The 15,702-nt window shown below is 71.7% G+C and carries 17 protein-coding genes; 8 read left to right on the plus strand and 9 right to left on the minus strand.

Going from position 1 to position 15,702, the window contains the following annotated elements:
• Positions 1-63: 63 nt before the first annotated feature.
• Entirely contained in the window at positions 64-1,251 is a 1,188-nt protein-coding gene (locus ACFPQ9_RS02630) for a thiolase family protein (protein WP_380845807.1), read from the minus strand.
• 171 nt (positions 1,252-1,422) lie between these two features.
• Between ACFPQ9_RS02630 and ACFPQ9_RS02635 the strand changes: the two genes are divergently transcribed.
• The 5 genes from ACFPQ9_RS02635 to ACFPQ9_RS02655 all read left to right on the plus strand — a co-directional run bounded on the left by ACFPQ9_RS02635 (position 1,423) and on the right by ACFPQ9_RS02655 (position 4,703).
• Positions 1,423-2,232 (plus strand): alpha/beta hydrolase, encoded by an 810-nt coding sequence (locus ACFPQ9_RS02635; protein ID WP_380845810.1) that lies wholly within the window; start codon positions 1,423-1,425, stop codon positions 2,230-2,232.
• A gap of 107 nt (positions 2,233-2,339) precedes the next feature.
• Positions 2,340-2,822, plus strand: a complete 483-nt coding sequence (locus ACFPQ9_RS02640) for a Dps family protein (protein WP_380845813.1) — start codon at positions 2,340-2,342, stop codon at positions 2,820-2,822.
• Positions 2,823-2,868: 46 nt separating this feature from the next.
• Positions 2,869-3,201 (plus strand): DUF3140 domain-containing protein, encoded by a 333-nt coding sequence (locus ACFPQ9_RS02645; RefSeq protein WP_380845816.1) that lies wholly within the window; start codon positions 2,869-2,871, stop codon positions 3,199-3,201.
• The gene (locus ACFPQ9_RS02650) at positions 3,198-3,845 is read left to right on the plus strand and encodes an endonuclease (protein ID WP_380845819.1); all 648 of its coding nucleotides are present in this window, start codon (positions 3,198-3,200) and stop codon (positions 3,843-3,845) included. The genes ACFPQ9_RS02645 and ACFPQ9_RS02650 overlap by 4 nt, the downstream gene beginning before the upstream one ends.
• 48 nt (positions 3,846-3,893) lie before the next feature.
• Positions 3,894-4,703, plus strand: coding sequence for an SAM-dependent methyltransferase (locus ACFPQ9_RS02655; RefSeq protein WP_380845822.1), 810 nt, complete (start codon positions 3,894-3,896; stop codon positions 4,701-4,703).
• Between the two features lie 12 nt (positions 4,704-4,715).
• Here ACFPQ9_RS02655 and ACFPQ9_RS02660 read toward each other — a convergent pair whose 3' ends face one another.
• The 8 genes from ACFPQ9_RS02660 to ACFPQ9_RS02695 all read right to left on the minus strand — a co-directional run bounded on the left by ACFPQ9_RS02660 (position 4,716) and on the right by ACFPQ9_RS02695 (position 12,926).
• The gene (locus tag ACFPQ9_RS02660) at positions 4,716-5,408 is read right to left on the minus strand and encodes an SDR family oxidoreductase (RefSeq protein WP_380845825.1); all 693 of its coding nucleotides are present in this window, start codon (positions 5,406-5,408) and stop codon (positions 4,716-4,718) included.
• Positions 5,405-6,280, minus strand: a complete 876-nt coding sequence (locus ACFPQ9_RS02665; protein ID WP_380845828.1) for a cupin domain-containing protein — start codon at positions 6,278-6,280, stop codon at positions 5,405-5,407. Before ACFPQ9_RS02665 ends, ACFPQ9_RS02660 begins: the two co-directional genes overlap by 4 nt.
• A complete protein-coding gene (locus ACFPQ9_RS02670) occupies positions 6,277-7,629 on the minus strand; it encodes an amidohydrolase family protein (RefSeq protein WP_380845831.1) in 1,353 nt (450 codons plus the stop codon). The genes ACFPQ9_RS02665 and ACFPQ9_RS02670 overlap by 4 nt, the downstream gene beginning before the upstream one ends.
• Before the next feature lie 22 nt (positions 7,630-7,651).
• Complete coding sequence (locus ACFPQ9_RS02675; protein ID WP_380845834.1) at positions 7,652-8,632, minus strand: alpha-ketoacid dehydrogenase subunit beta; 981 nt, start codon at positions 8,630-8,632, stop codon at positions 7,652-7,654.
• Positions 8,620-9,597, minus strand: coding sequence for a thiamine pyrophosphate-dependent dehydrogenase E1 component subunit alpha (locus tag ACFPQ9_RS02680; RefSeq protein ID WP_380845837.1), 978 nt, complete (start codon positions 9,595-9,597; stop codon positions 8,620-8,622). The genes ACFPQ9_RS02675 and ACFPQ9_RS02680 overlap by 13 nt, the downstream gene beginning before the upstream one ends.
• Positions 9,597-10,922: a M24 family metallopeptidase gene (locus ACFPQ9_RS02685; protein WP_380845840.1), complete on the minus strand. Its 1,326-nt coding sequence runs from the start codon at positions 10,920-10,922 to the stop codon at positions 9,597-9,599. Before ACFPQ9_RS02685 ends, ACFPQ9_RS02680 begins: the two co-directional genes overlap by 1 nt.
• Before the next feature lie 64 nt (positions 10,923-10,986).
• A complete protein-coding gene (locus ACFPQ9_RS02690) occupies positions 10,987-11,652 on the minus strand; it encodes a helix-turn-helix domain-containing protein (protein WP_380845843.1) in 666 nt (221 codons plus the stop codon).
• A 95-nt stretch (positions 11,653-11,747) separates the two neighbouring features.
• Positions 11,748-12,926 (minus strand): sensor histidine kinase, encoded by a 1,179-nt coding sequence (locus tag ACFPQ9_RS02695; RefSeq protein WP_380845846.1) that lies wholly within the window; start codon positions 12,924-12,926, stop codon positions 11,748-11,750.
• A 187-nt stretch (positions 12,927-13,113) separates the two neighbouring features.
• Between ACFPQ9_RS02695 and ACFPQ9_RS02700 the strand changes: the two genes are divergently transcribed.
• The 3 genes from ACFPQ9_RS02700 (at position 13,114) to ACFPQ9_RS02710 (ending at position 15,672) form a co-directional block, all read left to right on the plus strand.
• Positions 13,114-13,800, plus strand: coding sequence for a response regulator (locus ACFPQ9_RS02700; RefSeq protein ID WP_380845849.1), 687 nt, complete (start codon positions 13,114-13,116; stop codon positions 13,798-13,800).
• Positions 13,801-13,910: 110 nt separating this feature from the next.
• Positions 13,911-14,720 carry a hypothetical protein gene (locus ACFPQ9_RS02705; RefSeq protein WP_380845852.1) on the plus strand — a complete coding sequence of 270 codons (810 nt, stop codon included), beginning with the start codon at positions 13,911-13,913 and terminating at the stop codon, positions 14,718-14,720.
• A gap of 142 nt (positions 14,721-14,862) precedes the next feature.
• Positions 14,863-15,672, plus strand: a complete 810-nt coding sequence (locus ACFPQ9_RS02710) for an SAM-dependent methyltransferase (RefSeq protein ID WP_380845855.1) — start codon at positions 14,863-14,865, stop codon at positions 15,670-15,672.
• Positions 15,673-15,702 lie beyond the last annotated feature (30 nt).

A 15,702-nucleotide genomic window follows, 5' to 3' on the forward strand; every position in this document is an offset into this window, starting at 1 on the left:
GAGACCGATGGTATGTGCAGACAACAGGTACAGGTAAGGACCGTCTCGCCAGTTGGGAGATTGCTAGTGCCTCTCCACCAGCACCGCGCTCCCCTGCCCCACACCTACACACATCGTCGCAAGCCCTCGCTCCGCGCCCGTCCGCCGCATCCGGTGCAGCAGCGTCGTGAGGATCCGCGCGCCCGAGCAACCGAGCGGATGGCCCAGCGCGATGGCGCCGCCGCTGGGGTTGACCAGCTCGGGATCGATCCCGAGCTGGTCCACGCACGCGAGTGCCTGCGCCGCGAACGCCTCGTTGAACTCGGCCTCCTGGACGTCGGAGATCGCCCATTCGGCTCGGGTCAGGGCCTTGCGGGTGGCGGGGACCGGGCCGATGCCCATGAGGTCGGGGTGGACGCCCGCGGAGGCGCCTGCGACATAGCGGCCCAGGGATTCGAGGCCCAGTTCGTTCAGGGACTCCTCGCTGACCAGGAGCAGTCCGGCGGCGCCGTCGTTCATCGGTGAGGCGTTGCCCGCGGTGACGGTGCCGCCCTCGCGGAAGGCCGGCTTCAGCCGGGACAGCTTCTCGTACGAGGTGTCCTCGCGGATGCATTCGTCGCTGTCGACGAGGACGCCGTCGGGGCGCGTCACGGGCAGGAGTTCGTCGTCGAAGTGGCCGTTCTTGCGGGCGTCGGCGGCCCGTTGGTGGCTGCGCAGCGCGAACTCGTCCTGCCGCTCGCGGGAGACGCCGTAGCGCCCGGCGACCTCCTCGGCCGTCTCGCCCATCGCCAGCAGGCCGTGGAGTTCCTTCATCGCCGGGTTGACCAGCCGCCAGCCGAGCCGGGTGTCGTATGTCTCGATGCGGTGCGGCAGCGCCTCGTCGGGGCGGGGCAGGACGAAGGGGGCGCGGCTCATGGACTCGGAGCCGCCGGCGAGCACGATGTCGGCCTCGCCGGCCGCGATGGTGCGGGCGGCCGTCGTCACCGCCTCCAGGCCGGAGGCGCACAGGCGGTTGACCGTGGCGCCCGGCACGGACTCCGGGAGGCCGGCGAGCAGCGCGGCCATGCGGGCGACGTTGCGGTTGTCCTCGCCGGCCTGGTTGGCGGCGCCCCAGTAGACGTCGTCGATGCGCGCCGGATCGAGTGCGGGGACATCGGCGACGAGACCCTTGATCACGGCTGCGGCGAGGTCGTCGGGCCGGACCGAGGACAGCGCTCCGCGCAGTTTGCCGAGGGGGGTGCGGCGGGCGGCCGCGAAGTGGACGGGACGCACGACAGGACTCCTGACCGGGCAGTATGGACGGCACTCTGTTAATTAGCACCGCTAGTTTTGGACTATAGACCGAGCCGCGGCACCCTGGGAAGATCCCCGGTGACCTTCACCGACCCAGCCGAACACGACCGATCACGCAGCCGACCACTGCGGATCGCAGCCGGAGGAGCCATGGCCGACACCCGCGAGCATGCCCTGGACGGACGCCGGGGATCGATCGTCGTACGCGAATGGCCGAATCCCCGGCCGGGTTTCGTCGCGCTCGTGGCCCACGGTTACGGCGAGCACGTGGGCCGATACGCCGAGGTGGCCGACGTGCTGGTCAGCCGGGGCGCGGCCGTGTTCGGGCCGGATCACGTCGGGCACGGCAGGTCGGCGGGCGAGCGCGTGGTGATCGAGGACTTCGAGGACGTGGTCGCCGATCTGCACGCCGTCGCCGCGCTGGCCCGCGCCGCCCATCCGGACGTACCGCTCGTCCTGGTCGGGCACTCGATGGGCGGACTCGTCGCGGCACGGTACGCGCAGCTGCACGGCGACGAGCTGACCGCCCTGGTGCTGTCCGGGCCGGTGATCGGCGACTGGGAGCTGCCGCGGCGGCTGCTCGCCCGTGAGGAGATCCCCGACACGCCCATCAGCCCGGCCGCCCTGTCCCGCGATCCCGAGGTGGGCGCGGCGTACACGGGGGATCCGTTGGTGTGGCACGGGCCGATGAAGCGGCCGACGGTGGAGGCGTTCGCCCGGATGTTGGACACCGTGTCCAGGAGCGGTGCCGTCGGGAGTCTGCCGCTGCTGTGGCTGCACGGCGACGACGACCGGCTCGTCCCGCTCGCCGGCAGCCGCGTCGGGATCGAGGAGCTGCGCGGGAAGGACGTGACCGAGCGGGTCTACGCCGGGGCCCGGCACGAGGTGTTTCACGAGACGAACAAGGCGGAGGTCTTCGCGGACCTGATCCGCTTCCTGGACAGCGTGCTCGCACGCTGAGACGCGCCGCGTTTGTACCGGTTCGGGCCTGGGCACCCGCGCCGACACGGAGTGGACATCGCATCGCTCCGTACCGGTGTGGACCAAGCCATAAGGAGGAGCCCGGAATGACTGGGGTGAACAGCACGCTTCCCGAACCGGCCCGCCGCATCGCCGGGGACGCACTTCAGAGCACGCTCGTCGATCTGCTCGGACTCTCGCTGATCGGGAAGCAGGCGCACTGGAACATCGTGGGCCCGCGCTTCAGGTCGATCCATCTCCAGCTCGACGAGGTCGTCTCCACCGCCCGCTCGTACGCCGACACCGTCGCCGAACGCTCTTCGGCGCTCGGTCTGCCGCCCGACGGCCGGCCGGAGACGATCGCCGCCGCCTACACGCTGCCCGGCCCGAAGGAGGGCTGGATCCGTGACACGGAGGTCGTCCAGCTGGTCGTGGACACCCTGGGCGCCGCCATCGAGCGGCTGCGCGAACGCATCGCCGCCACCGCGGAGCCGGACCCGGTGACCCAGGACCTGCTGATCGGCATCACCAGCGAGCTGGAGAAGCAGCGCTGGATGTTCGACGCCGAGAACTGGCCGCGCAACGAGTGACATGACCCGCCGTACCGGACGACGACACGGAGACAAGGGGCACACCGTGACCGACGCCCTCGAACTCGACGCGCTGTGGGAGGACTTCCACCGCGTGGTGAACATGACCTCGCAGGAGCTGGCCGGCTGGCTGCGGGTCGCCGACGCCGACGAGGAGAGCGAGCCACTGCCGGACCGGGCCGGTCCGCCGATCGGGCAGCACGTCCTCGCCATCCTCCAGAAGCGGCGCACGGACCTCACGGACGACGACATCCGAGTGATGTACGACGTCGTGGACACCGTGACCGATGAGGCCGACCTGGAGAACGAACCCGAGCCCGAACAGGCGCGCCGACGCCATCAGTTGATGACGATCGGCCACGATCCGCTGAAGCCATGAGCGACGACCGGAGCGTCGTACGGGAGCTGGTGCGGGCGCACGGGCAGACGTTCGCCGAGGAGGCGGGCATCCGGCTGCGCGACACCCCGCAGCCGCTGTACCGGCTGCTGGTCCTGGCGCATCTGCTCAGCGCCCGTATCCGCGGCTCGATCGCCGTGGACACCGCTCGCGCCCTGTACGAGGCGGGGCTGCGCGACCCGCGCCGGATGGCCGACGCCGACTGGCAGGAGCGGGTGGACGCCCTGGGCCGGGGCGGCTACCGGCGCTACGACGAGCGCACCGCCACCCAACTCGGCGACGAGGCGGAGCTGTTGAACGACCGGTGGCACGGCGATCTGCGTCGGCTGCGGGAGGAGGCGGACGGCGACGTCGGCGAACTGCACCGGCTGCTGGAGGAGTTCCCCGGCATGGGCCCGGCCGGAGCCGACATCTTCCTGCGCGAGGTCCAGCGGGTCTGGCCCGAGGTGGCGCCGCGCGTGGACGGCAAGGCCCTCTCCGGCGCCCGGCGGCTCGGCCTGACACAGGACCCGGACCGGCTGGTCGACCTCGCCGGTGACACCGAACCGGCCGTGCTGGCCGCGGCGTTGGTGCGGGCCTCGCTCGACAAGGAGGTGGCCGAAGACAGTCTCCGCCGGGCCTCATGATCGTGACAGACTGCTCGGACACACCGCCGTCGAGCACAGGAGTGTCGCGTGACCGGGTCCGAGCCGGCCATATCGAGGATCGACACGAGCCGGCCCCATCCGGCCCGGGTCTACGACTGGTTCCTCGGCGGCAAGGACAACTACCCCGTCGACGAGGAACTCGGCCGCCGGATCACCGCGATGCAGGGCGACGCTCCGCGGCACGCGCGCGCCAACCGCCGGTTCATGGAGCGGGCCACACGGGCGATCGTCCAGGAGGCCGGAATCCGCCAGTTCCTGGACATCGGCTCCGGCATCCCGACCGAGCCCAATCTGCACCAGATCGCCCAGTCCGCCGTACCGGACGCACGCGTGGTGTACGTCGACAACGACCCGATCGTCCTCGCGCACGCGGACGCGCTGCTGCGCGGCACCCCGGAGGGCGTGACCGAGTATGTGCAGGCCGACGCGCGGGAACCGGAGCGGATCCTCGAAGCGGCGGGCGCCGTTCTCGACCTGGACCGCCCCGTCGCCCTGTCGCTGATCGCGCTGCTGCACTTCATCGCGGACGACGACGGCGCCCAGGAGCTCGTGGACACGCTGGTCGGCGCGCTGGCGCCGGGCAGCTGTCTGGTGCTGTCGGCGATGACGGCGGACTTCGATCCGGAGAACGTCCGTCGGGGTATCGCGGCCTACACGGCGAGCGGGGTGACCCTCGTGGCCCGCTCGCACGCCGAGATGAGCCGTCTTTTCGAGGGACTTGAGGTGTGGGAGCCGGGCGTCGTCTCCCTGTCGGACTGGCGGCCCGGCTCAGCGCCTGAGGCCGAGGACCGCGGCGAGCCCGTGTCCCTGTACGGGGCGGTCGGCCTCAAGCGCTGAGCCGTACCTGCTTCAGCCCAGCAACCACCCACCGTCCACGGCGAGTTCGACCGCGTTGACCGACCGGTTGCGCAGCAGGAAGTCCACCGCGTCCACGACGTCGGACATGGTGGCGAGCCGTCCGCCGGGCGTCCTGGCGCGCAGCCCCGCCAGTACCTCCTCGGGTTTGCCGGCCCAGTACGGGCTGTCCCCCACGACCCCGGGGTGCACAGCGTTGACGCGCACGGGCGCCAGTTCGACGGCGAGGGTGTTCACCAGGCCGTGCACGCCCGCGTTGACGGTCGCCACGGTCGTGGCCCCCGGGTAGGGGCGTTCCTTGGCCTGGCCGCCGAACAGCACGACGGCGCTGTCGTCGTGCAGCCGTGGGCCGAGGGCGTGCACCACCTCCGTGTAGCCGACGAGTTTGAGCGTGACGAGACGCAGGGCGGCCTCGATGTCGTAGTCGGAGACCCGGTTCTCGTCCCGTGAGATGCCCGCGATCACCAGATGGTCCACGCGTCCGACCCCGGCGAGCGCGGCGGCGATCTCCTTCGGCCGGGAGAGATCGAGGGCGAGGCCCCGGGCGGCCCCGGTCTCCTTGGCGGCCGTGCCGGCGCGGTGGGCGTCCCGGCCGGTGACGACCACCTCGTCGCCCCGCCCCGCGCGCACGCGGGCGAACTCGCGGCCGATGCCGGACGTACCGCCCACGACAAGGACACTGCTCATCGGTCCAGGGCCTCCCTCAGATAGTCCCAGTCGCGCGTGAAGCGGTACGAGTGCCGCGGCGGTGGCTGCGGCGCCTGTGTCTCCAGCCAGCGCACCGGCCCCTCCCCCGCGTTGGTGAAGCCGTGCACACAGCCGGCGCCCGCCCACGCGACGTCCCCCGGCCCGAGCCGGTACCGCTCGCCGTCGAAGGTGGCGTCGACCAGCCCTTCGACGATCAGGTACGTCTCCTCGAAGGGGTGGTCGTGGCTGCCCGCGACGCCGTCGGGGGCGTACTGCACCATGAACATGGTCGAGGCGACGGCGCCGAGGTCGCTGTCGACCATCATCTTCACGGTGATGCCGCTGTACACGAGCAGCGCGGTCCGCATGCTCGCCGACACCGCGAGCAGGTCCTGCGACTGCTTGCCGGGGTCCATCTGCGCCGGCTCGAAGTGGCCGAAGGACCGGGTGCGCGGGTCACGGACGTCGATACGGACCGGGTCGCGCTCGGGCAGCGCGGGCACGGCCTGGGTGTCGTGTCCGTAGCGGGCGCGTGGCACCGGCGCGAGCATGTCGGCCCAGCGTCCGCCGGTGTCCCCGGCGCCGCGCCAGGCGTGCGGGACGCCGGCCGGCAGGAGGCCGTAGTCGCCCTCTTCGAGGAGGTACGAGCCCTCTGCCGTGTCGAGGACGACGGCACCGTCGAGGACGTGGAAGCTCTCCTCGTAGGAGTGCACATGGGCAGCGACCCTGCCGTCGGGCCGCAGCTCGCACAGGCCGAAGCCGGTGTGCACGCTGCCGTCCGCCTCTCCCACCAACTCCCTTCGCCGGTAGCCGAGTTCGTCGTACGGCGGCTCCGGGACAGCGGCGGCGAGGCGCACCAGGTGTCGGGTCATGCGGCGCTCTTCGCCTCCTTCGCGGCCAGGAGCCGGTCGCGGGACTCCTGGACCAGCCGCCGGGCGCGGTCGACGTCGGCGACGAGCCTGCCGTCGCGCTTGCGGATCACGCCGTCCACGATGACCGTGTCGACGTTGGAGACGTCCGCCGACAGGGCTACCGCGGCGGCCGCGTCGTGCACCGGGGCGACGTTCAGGGCGGTGGCGTCGACGGCGACGACGTCGGCGCGCTTGCCGGGGGTGAGAGAGCCGGTACGGTCCTCGACGCCGGCGACGTGGGCGCCGTTGCGCGTGGCCATCTCCAGCATCTGTCGTGCCGTCAACATGGTGTCCGGCACCGGCATGTTGGCCTTCCAGCAGTCGGCGTTGACGCGGGCGCGCTCGGCGCCGAAGGCGGCGCGCATCTGGGTGAACATGTCGCCGGGCACGGTGGTGACGACGTCGATGCTCAGGGAGGGCCGCAGCCCGTACTCGACGGCCTTCATCACGGGCGGCCAGCCGTGCCCCATCTGCAGCTCGACCTGCGGTGCGACGGACACCGTGCCGCCGCTGTCGGCGACCATCAGCCACTCGTCCTCGTGGAGGTAGCAGCAGTGGATGTAGGTGGTGTCGGGGCCGAGGAGTCCCAGGTCCTTGAGCTGCTTGACCATGCCGAAGCGGCCGGCGAGGCGGCCCATGGCCACGTGCACGGTGATCGGGATGTCCAGTTCACGGGCGAGCGCCCACTCGGCGGTGACGACGTCGTTGACGCAGAAGCCGGGGCCGCGGGTGGCGAGCGCCATGGTGAGCAGGCCGGCGTCGGAGGCGAAGTACTTGCCGCGGATCCGCCGTACGTCGTCGCCCGGTATCGCGATCTTGCTCTCGAACCAGTAGTCGGCGAGGGAGGTGTTGGCGCTGCCATAGGCGTACTGGGCGCGGATGCCGCTCTCCGCGAGGCCCCGGATCGCCGCGTCCGGGTGTTCGGGTGTGTTGTTGATGTGGGACCAGTCGACGAGCGTGGTGATGCCGGCATTCAGGCACTCCAGGGCGCCCGCGAGGTTGGCCGCGTACACGTCCTCGGGTGTGTACAGCGGGGCGAAGGTGTCGAGGATGTCGACGAAGTAGTCGTCCAGGGTGGCGTCGGGGGCGACGTTGCGGATGGACGCCTCCCAGGTGTGGCGGTGGGTGTCCACGAAGCCGGGGATCACGATCCGGCCGGTCATGTCGAGCACTTCGGCGTCGGCGCTGATCTCGGGCCGCACCGCCGCGATCTTCCCGTCCTCGATGAGGACGTCCCCCTGGGGCAGGTCCCCGATGTCGGGGTCCATCGACAGCACGTGACCGCCACGCAGGACTGTTCGATTGGTCATCGCCCTTCCTCCCATGGGGTGTTCAGTAGGCGGCGAGCCCGCGCACGGCCGCCACGACCTTCTCGACGGTGGGGATCACCCGCTCCTCCAGCGCGTCGGCGAACGGCAGCGGGACGCACTCCCCCGCCACCCGCCTGACCGGCGCGTCCAGCAGAGCGAACCCCTCGTCGGCGACGACGGAGACGAGCGTCGCGCCCCAGCCGCCCTGGTACGGGTTCTCCTCGACGGTGACGAGCCGCGAGGTCCGCCCGAGCGAGGTCAGTACGGTGGTGACGTCCAGCGGCACCAGGCAGCGCAGGTCGACGACCTCGGTCTCGACGCCCTCGCCGGACAGCAGCTCGGCGGCCTTCAGCGCGACCGGCACCATCGAGGCGAGCGCGACGAGGGTGACGTCTGCGCCCTCGCGGACGACGGCGGCGCGGCCCAGCTCGATGACGTGGTCGGGCGGCGGGGGCGCGCCTTTCGAAGCGAGCAGCCCCTTGTGCTCGAAGAAGACGACCGGGTCGTCGCTGCGGACGGCCGCCGCCATCATGCCGATCACGTCGGCGGGGGTGGCCGGGGCTGCGATCTTCAGGCCGGGCACGGTGAGCGCCCAGTTCTCGGTGGCCTGGGAGTGCTGGGCGCCGAAGCCGAGCCCGCCGCCGTTGGCGGTGCGCACCACGAGCGGGACGGTGACCTGGCCGCCCGTCATGTACCGGACTTTCGGGATCTCGTTGGCGAGGTAGTCCCAGCAGCAGGCCAGGAAGTCGGAGAACATGATCTCGGCGACGGGCCGCATCCCGGTCATCGCGGCGCCCATGGCGGCCCCCACGATGGCCTGTTCGGAGATGGGCGTGTCCCACACCCGCTGGGGCCCGAACTCCTTGAACAGCCCGGCGGTCGTCTTGAACACCCCGCCCGCCTCGCCGATGTCCTCGCCCAGGCACACGACGGACGGATCGCGCCGCATCTCCCGCGCGATGCCCTCGGCAACCGCCTCCCGGTAGCTGATCACGTCCGCCACGCCGCACCTCCGTCGGCCCATACGTCGGTCAGCGCCTGGTCCGGATCGGGCGGCGGGGCGGCCTTCGCTGCCTCGACGGCCTCCTGTACGACGGTCGTCGCGCGCTCGTCCGCCTCGCTGAGGACGGCCTCGGACACCCCCATCTCGACCAGCCGGCCCCGCGCCAGGTCCAGCGGGTCGTGCTTGAGCCAGCGTTCGACCTCCTCGGCCGGACGGTAGGCCGCCGGATCGGCGCGGCTGTGCCCGAAGTGCCGGTATGTCTGTGCCTCCAGCAGTGCGGGCCCGTCTCCCGCCCGGGCCCGCGCCGCGAGCCGGGCCACCGCCTCCTGGACGGCGACGACGTCGTTGCCGTCCACGACCTCGCCCGGGATGCCGTAGGCGGGCGCCCGGTCGGCGGCGGGCCGGGCCACCGCGGTGACGTCGGCGATCGGCGTGTACTCCATGTACAGGTTGTTCTCGCAGACGAACAGCACGGGCAGCTTCCATACGGCGGCCAGGTTGAGCGCCTCGTGGAAGGCGCCGATGTTGGTGGCGCCGTCGCCGAAGAAGGCGCCGGCGATCTGGTCGGTGCCGCGCAGCCGGGCCGACCAGGCGGCGCCGGCCGCCATCGGGAGGTGGGCGCCGACGATGGCGTAGGAGCCGAGCATGCCGGTGGACGCCTTGGTCAGATGCATGGAGCCGCCCTTGGCCCCGCACAACCCCGTGGCCCGGCTCATGAGTTCGGCGAGGCACTCCTCCGGGGTGGCGCCCCGCGCCATCGCGTGATGGTGGCCGCGGTAGGTGGCGAAGACGTAGTCGTCGGGGCGCAGGGCGGCGCTCGCGCCGACGGCGATGGCCTCGTGTCCGGCGGCGAGATGGGTGGTGCCCTTGACCAGGCCCTTCAGGAACAGGTCGTGGGCGGCCTTCTCCGTACGGCGGATGACGGTCATCTGCTCGTAGGCGGCGAGGAGTTCGGCCGGTTCCATCAGGGCGTCCCGGTGTTGAGGTGGGACTGCGCCTCGCGGCGGGTGTCGAGCTCGCCGCCGACCGTCCAGTACTTGCGGCCCGCGACCAGCAGTTCCTCCGCCGGGAACTTGGTGATCACCTCGCAGCCGTCTGCGGTGACGACCACTTCCTCCTCGATCCGGGCGGCGGACCAGCCGTCGGCGGCGGGCCAGTAGGTCTCCAGGGCGAACACCATGCCCTCTTCGAGGACCTCGGGGTGGTCGAGGGAGACCAGTCGGCTGAAGATCGGCTTCTCCCAGATCGACAGGCCCACGCCATGGCCGTACTGCAACGCGAACGCGGCCGTCTCGTCGGCGAAGCCGAACTCCTCGGCGCGCGGCCAGACCTGCACGACGTCGGCGGTGGTGGCGCCCGGGCGCACGAGGGCGATGGCCCGGTCCATGTACTCGCGGCAGCGGACGTACGCGTCGCGCTGGGCGCCGGAGGCGCTGCCGACGGCGAAGGTGCGGTAGTAGCAGGTGCGGTAGCCGAGGTGGCTGTGCAGGATGTCGAAGAAGGCGGGGTCGCCGGGGCGGATGAGACGGTCGCTGTAGACGTGCGGATGCGGTGAACAGCGCTCGCCGGAGATCGCGTTGACGCCTTCGACGTACTCGCTGCCGAGGTCGTACAGGACCTTGCTGACGACGCCGACGCATTCGTTCTCGCGCACGCCGGGGCGCAGATAGCCGTACAGCTCCTCGTAGGCGGCGTCCACCATCGCGCAGGCCTGCGTGAGCAGGCCGATCTCGTCCGGGGTCTTGATGCGGCGGGCCTCCAGGAACACCTGCTGGCCGTCGACGACGTCGATGCCCTCGGCGCGCAGGGCGGTGAGGATCGGCATCTCGGCGACGTCGATGCCCAGCGGCTCACCGGCCAGGCCGTGCTCGCGCAACTCGGCGGCGATCTTCGCTGCGACGTCCTCGGCGATGCCCGCGTCCGGGTGGAAGGCGCCGCGGAGCGTGGAGATGCCGGCGCGGGCGCCGGTCGGCGGGCCGCCCTTGCCGTCGCTGTAGTCGAGCCACGGGTTGTACAACTGGTGGTGGCGGGCGGCGGAGCCGAAGTCCCAGACGACCGGTTCGCCGCCGCGGACCAGCAGGGCGAAGCGGATCAGCTTGTCCATCGCCCAGGTGCCGATGTGCGTGGCGGTCATGTAGCGGATGTTGGCGAAGTCGAAGCTGAGCACCGCGCCGAGCGCGGAGCGGTTCAGGGTTTCGTCGAGGCGGGCCAGCCGCTGTCTGCGCAGCCGGTCCAGGTCGAGGCGCTCTTCCCAGTCGACGGCATTGGGTCCGAATGTGCGGATCGCCATGGCGACCACCCCCACGTCGGAGTCAACGACTGTCCGGGTCGGGTGTCAAGTGTCACTGAACATCTCACTGGCCCTCTTTGAACATCTCGGTGGACACGAACCAGGTACCGACTGCCGGTACGTCTCCATCGTTGCGGTAGCGGTGTGGGGTCGTCGACTCGAAGCAGACGGCGTCCCCCGGACGCATTGTGTATTCGTCGAAACCGAGGGTGAGGATCAGTTCGCCCGAGGTCAGACACCCGTACTCGGTGCCGGCGTGGCGCATGAGGCCGCCGGAGCCGGAGGAGGCGCCGCCGGGCCGATAGGTGACCCGAAGGAAGTCGACGGGTGTGCCGGGCACATGGCCGAGCCGCTCCCACACCACACCGGAGTCCAGCTCCAGCACCTCCCGCTCGTCCGGCGTGACCAGCGGTCCGATACGGCGACCGGGGTCGGCGGCGAAGGCCGCGAGGGCGTGCAGGACGGTGCCGGGAGCCGTCCCGGACGCCGTCGCGACCGTGGGCCGAGCCTCGTCCTCTCCCGCGTCGAACAGCATCTCGATCGAGATGCCGAGGGCGGTCGTGATGGCGTACAGGGTGCTCACCGAGGGCTGGCTCTTGCCGTTCTCGATCTGCGAGACGAGGCTCGCCGACACGCCGATCTCACGGGCGAGCGCCCGAAGGCTCGTCCCATGGGCGAGGCGCGCCTGCCGGATGCGCGCGCCGACGGGCGGGACGGCGGCGGGTGACATGGGGCGGCTCCTCTCGGGTGCCGGGAAGGACACCGTTCGCTCTCATTGAACAGCGAAGGAGGCCCGAAAGGTATCGGTACCGGAAATCGGGGGCGTCAGGTCTTCCCCTCAGGGAACACCGCCCGCACCTCCCAGCCCGCGCCGCCCCGGGGCCCGGCGTGCAGTGCGCCGCCGAGCGCGGTGACCCGCTCCTTCAGGCCGACGAGGCCGAAGCCGCCGCCGTGGGCCGCCGCCGGCAGCTGGGTCCCGCCGCGGCCGTCGTCCGCGACCGACACCTCCAGGCGGCCGGCGTCGTCCCGCAGGCGGACCTCTATGTGCGTGGCGTCGGCGGCGTGGCGGCGGATGTTGGTCAGTGCCTCCTGCACGACCCGGAAGGCCGCGGCCTGCACCTCGTGGGGCAGAGCGTCGGAGACGGCGGGATCGCGGCGCAGGGTGACCCGCTGGACCGGGCTCGCGAAGCCGTCCGTCAACTCCGCGATCCCCGCCAGATCGCCCACCGGGCGGCGGTCGGTCACCTCGTCCCCTGCGTCGCGCAGCACGCCGACCGTGCGGCGCATCGAGGCGAGGGCCTCGGTGGCGGCGCGTTCGATGCCGGCCAGCACCGGGTCGAGGTCCCGCGGCCGGGACTGCGCCATCATGCGGGCCACCTGCGTCTGCACGAGGATCCCGGTGACGTGGTGGGCGACGAAGTCGTGCAGGTCGGCGGCGATGGCGAGGCGTTCGGTGCGCCGGGTCTCGCTGACGGCGAGGCCGCGCCGGTAGTCCAGGGTGCGCAGGTACACGGCCAGTCCGCCGACGACACCCATGAGGACCAGGCCGGCCATCAGGAGCGCCAGTGTCGAGTCCGTCGGTCCGAGATGGCGGACCGGCAGCAGCAGAAGTGCCGCCGCGTCGAGGGCGCCGCACCGCCAGGCCCAGCGCGGCGGGCAGCGCCGTACGGCGACGAACAGCAGACACAGCAGGATCAGGACCTCGCCGAGGCCGAAGACGTTCGCCTTCATGGTCACCGGCGAGCCCAGCGAGTACAGGGCCGAGACCGCCGCGGGAACGCCGGTGCGCATCTGCGGGGTGAGCCACTCGGGCCGCCGCCGACGCGGCCACAGCACGGCGGCCAGGCCCACCAGCAGCACGGCCGATGCCGGCAGGACGGGGCTCGCGGTCGGCAGGACGCTCGTGCCGTCGGAACCCGCGTAGAAGACGTCGACGACACAGGCGGCGAGCAGGACGCCGACGGCGAGTCCCCGGGCACAGCCGCGGGGCGAAGCGGACTTCATGCCGATGACCGTAGGGGAGCCCGCACCGGCCGCGGATCGGCCGATCGGCCGAGGGGTCCGCAGCCGGCACCGGCCTTCTGGCCGAGGCGCACCGCCGGCGTACTTGCTCAACTGCCGCGCGTACCCCCGATGCGCGAGCCGAGGTTCGGCCCACCGGGAGCCCCCGCCTCTCAGGCATGATCGAGCCATGACCACCCCACCTCCGTCCGGGGCGCCCATCCGCGTCCTCATCGCCGACGACCAGGAGATGGTCCGCACCGGCTTCCGTTTCTTCCTCGACGCGCAGCCGGACATCACCGTGGTCGCCGAGGCCGCAGACGGTGAGGAGGCGGTGGCGCTGGCCCGGCGGGAGCGGCCGGACGTGTGCCTGCTGGACATCCGGATGCCGAGGCTGGACGGCCTGGAGGCGACCCGGCTGCTGGCGGGACCGCAGGTGGCCGACCCGATGCGGGTGGTCGTGGTGACCACGTTCGATCTCGACGAGTACGTGTACGGGGCCCTGCGCGGCGGCGCGTGCGGGTTCCTGCTCAAGGACTCCGGGCCCGCCCTCCTCGCGGAGGCGGTCCGGGCCGCCGCGGCCGGCGACTCGCTGGTCTCGCCGTCGGTCACGGTCCGGCTGCTCAAGCACGTCACCGCCCTGCGAACCACCGCCGCCCCGGCACGGCACGCGGAGCCCCTCACGGACCGGGAACTCGACGTCGTCCGCCTGGTCGCCCTCGGCCGGACGAACGCCGAGATCGCCGCCGAGTTGTACGTCTCCCTGTCCACGGTGAAGACGCATCTGTCCAGCGTCCAGTCGAAGCTCTCCGCCCGGAACCGCGTCGAGATCGCCGCCTGGGCCTGGCAGCACGGACACGGGCGGCCCGCAGGGTGACGGACCGGTCCTCCCGCGGCGCTCACCCGAACGGTCCGGCGCCGCTGGTGGGCCGTCGGGACCGGTGGTGCGCTGGGGACACCCGTCGCGTCCCACAGGAGGCACCCCAGATGATCCGTCGCACGTCCCGTCCTGTCCGTGTACTCTCCTCGGCCCTGGCCGTCGGTGCGTTGCTGACCACCGCGGCCTGCTCGGACGACGGCGGCGACGTCTCCCAGGCCGGGGCCGTCGCCCGGCAGACACCGAGCCCCTCCCCGACCGCCACCCTCTCCGAGTCCGGTGCCGAGACCGCGCTGATCACCGCCGCCGACATCGAGGACGACTGGACACAGGTCAAGGACTCCGAGGTCGCCAACTGGCACGACAGCCTGCTCATCGGCGATGTCGACGTCGACGACTTCCTCACCGGGAAGACGGACGCCGCGGACTGCCAGCGGCTCCTCGACGGCCTCTACACCGACCAGTTGCTGGGCAAGCCGTCCGGGGCGTCCGCGCTGCGCGGCTTCCAGCAGGGCAACTCGCGGCTGCTCTACCAGGTGGCCGCCTACGAGCGGACCGACCCGCAGGAATCCCTGGAGTGGCTGAAGACCCTGCCGCAGGAGTGCGACCAGTTCACCGTCACCGGCAACGGCGGCGGGGAACGCACGGTCCAGGTCATCGAGACGTCGCTGCCCAACGAGGGCGACGACCGCGTCGGCCTGCGCATCACCATGAAGGGCACCTCGGACGGCGAACCGACCACCCTCACCGAGGACGTCGCCGCCGTGCGCGTCGGCACCGACGCGATCACCGTCACGGCGGGCGGCCTCGACGGGGGCCAGCAGGACTCCGTCAACCAGGCGGTGACACTCGGCACGCAGCGTCTGAAGGACGTCCTGGAGGGCAAGTCGCCGGCCGCGACCCCCAGCGAGATCGAGTAGCTGGGCCCGCCCGCCGTCCTCTCCCCGCGCGCACGCCAACGGCCCCGCCTGCTCTGCCGATTCCCCGGACAGCGTGATCAACGGAACGGCACAATGGCGACGACGACCGGTTTCGGTCGTTCGTACGAGGAGAGGACGAGTCGTGAGTGATGGCCACACCCCGTCGGGCGGGCCGGCGAGGCTGAACACCGGTGTGGCGCACAACGCGCGCGTGTGGAACTACTGGATCGGCGGCAAGGACAACTACGACGTCGACCAGCAGGTCGGCGAGCATGTCGCCGGGATGTTCCCGATCATCCGGGACATCGCCCGCGCCGACCGCGAATTCCTCGGGCGTGCCGTGCGCTTCGTGGCCGAGGAGCAGGGCATCCGGCAGTTCCTCGACATCGGCACCGGACTGCCGACGGCGGACAACACCCATGAGATAGCCCAGCGGATCGCGCCCGACTCACGGATCGTGTACGTCGACAACGACCCGATCGTGCTGGTGCACGCCCGCACCCTGCTGACGGGCACCCGTGAGGGCGTCACCGCGTACATCGACGCCGATGTGCACGACCCGGACGCCATCGTCGAACGCGCCGCGCGGACCCTGGACTTCGCCCGTCCGGTCGCGGTGATGATGCTCGGCATCCTCAACTTCGTCCTGGACATCGACAAGGCCCGCGACATCGTTCGGCGCGTCCTTGCCGCGGTCCCCTCCGGCAGCCTGTTGGTCCTGACCCACCCGACGTTCGACCCCGAACTCGGCGGCGAGGGCCAGATCCCCGCGATGAAGTTCTGGAACGAGAACGCCACGCCGCCGATCACGGCCCGCAGCGGCACCGACATCGCCGCCTTCTTCGAGGGCCTTGAGCTGCTGGAGCCGGGGCTGGTGTCCTGCTCGCAGTGGCGCGCCGCCGGTTCTCCCGCCGCGGTGCCGCAGTACGGAGCGGTCGGCGTGAAACCCTGACGGCCGCGGGGTACACCCGGCCCGCCGCGT

The organism is Streptomyces coerulescens, assembly GCF_042657965.1.
In the GTDB taxonomy this organism is placed as follows: Bacteria; Actinomycetota; Actinomycetes; order Streptomycetales; family Streptomycetaceae; genus Streptomyces; species Streptomyces coerulescens.

Bases quoted from the DNA above. Each gene is read 5' to 3' on its own strand.
- ACFPQ9_RS02635 (WP_380845810.1), top strand. From the start codon at position 1,423: ATGGCCGACACCCGCGAGCATGCCCTGGACGGACGCCGGGGATCGATC.
- ACFPQ9_RS02640 (WP_380845813.1), top strand. From the start codon at position 2,340: ATGACTGGGGTGAACAGCACGCTTCCCGAACCGGCCCGCCGCATCGCC.
- ACFPQ9_RS02650 (WP_380845819.1), top strand. From the start codon at position 3,198: ATGAGCGACGACCGGAGCGTCGTACGGGAGCTGGTGCGGGCGCACGGG.
- ACFPQ9_RS02660 (WP_380845825.1), bottom strand. From the start codon at position 5,408: ATGAGCAGTGTCCTTGTCGTGGGCGGTACGTCCGGCATCGGCCGCGAG.
- ACFPQ9_RS02665 (WP_380845828.1), bottom strand. From the start codon at position 6,280: ATGACCCGACACCTGGTGCGCCTCGCCGCCGCTGTCCCGGAGCCGCCG.
- ACFPQ9_RS02670 (WP_380845831.1), bottom strand. From the start codon at position 7,629: ATGACCAATCGAACAGTCCTGCGTGGCGGTCACGTGCTGTCGATGGAC.
- ACFPQ9_RS02680 (WP_380845837.1), bottom strand. From the start codon at position 9,597: ATGGAACCGGCCGAACTCCTCGCCGCCTACGAGCAGATGACCGTCATC.
- ACFPQ9_RS02685 (WP_380845840.1), bottom strand. From the start codon at position 10,922: ATGGCGATCCGCACATTCGGACCCAATGCCGTCGACTGGGAAGAGCGC.
- ACFPQ9_RS02690 (WP_380845843.1), bottom strand. From the start codon at position 11,652: ATGTCACCCGCCGCCGTCCCGCCCGTCGGCGCGCGCATCCGGCAGGCG.
- ACFPQ9_RS02695 (WP_380845846.1), bottom strand. From the start codon at position 12,926: ATGAAGTCCGCTTCGCCCCGCGGCTGTGCCCGGGGACTCGCCGTCGGC.
- ACFPQ9_RS02700 (WP_380845849.1), top strand. From the start codon at position 13,114: ATGACCACCCCACCTCCGTCCGGGGCGCCCATCCGCGTCCTCATCGCC.
- ACFPQ9_RS02705 (WP_380845852.1), top strand. From the start codon at position 13,911: ATGATCCGTCGCACGTCCCGTCCTGTCCGTGTACTCTCCTCGGCCCTG.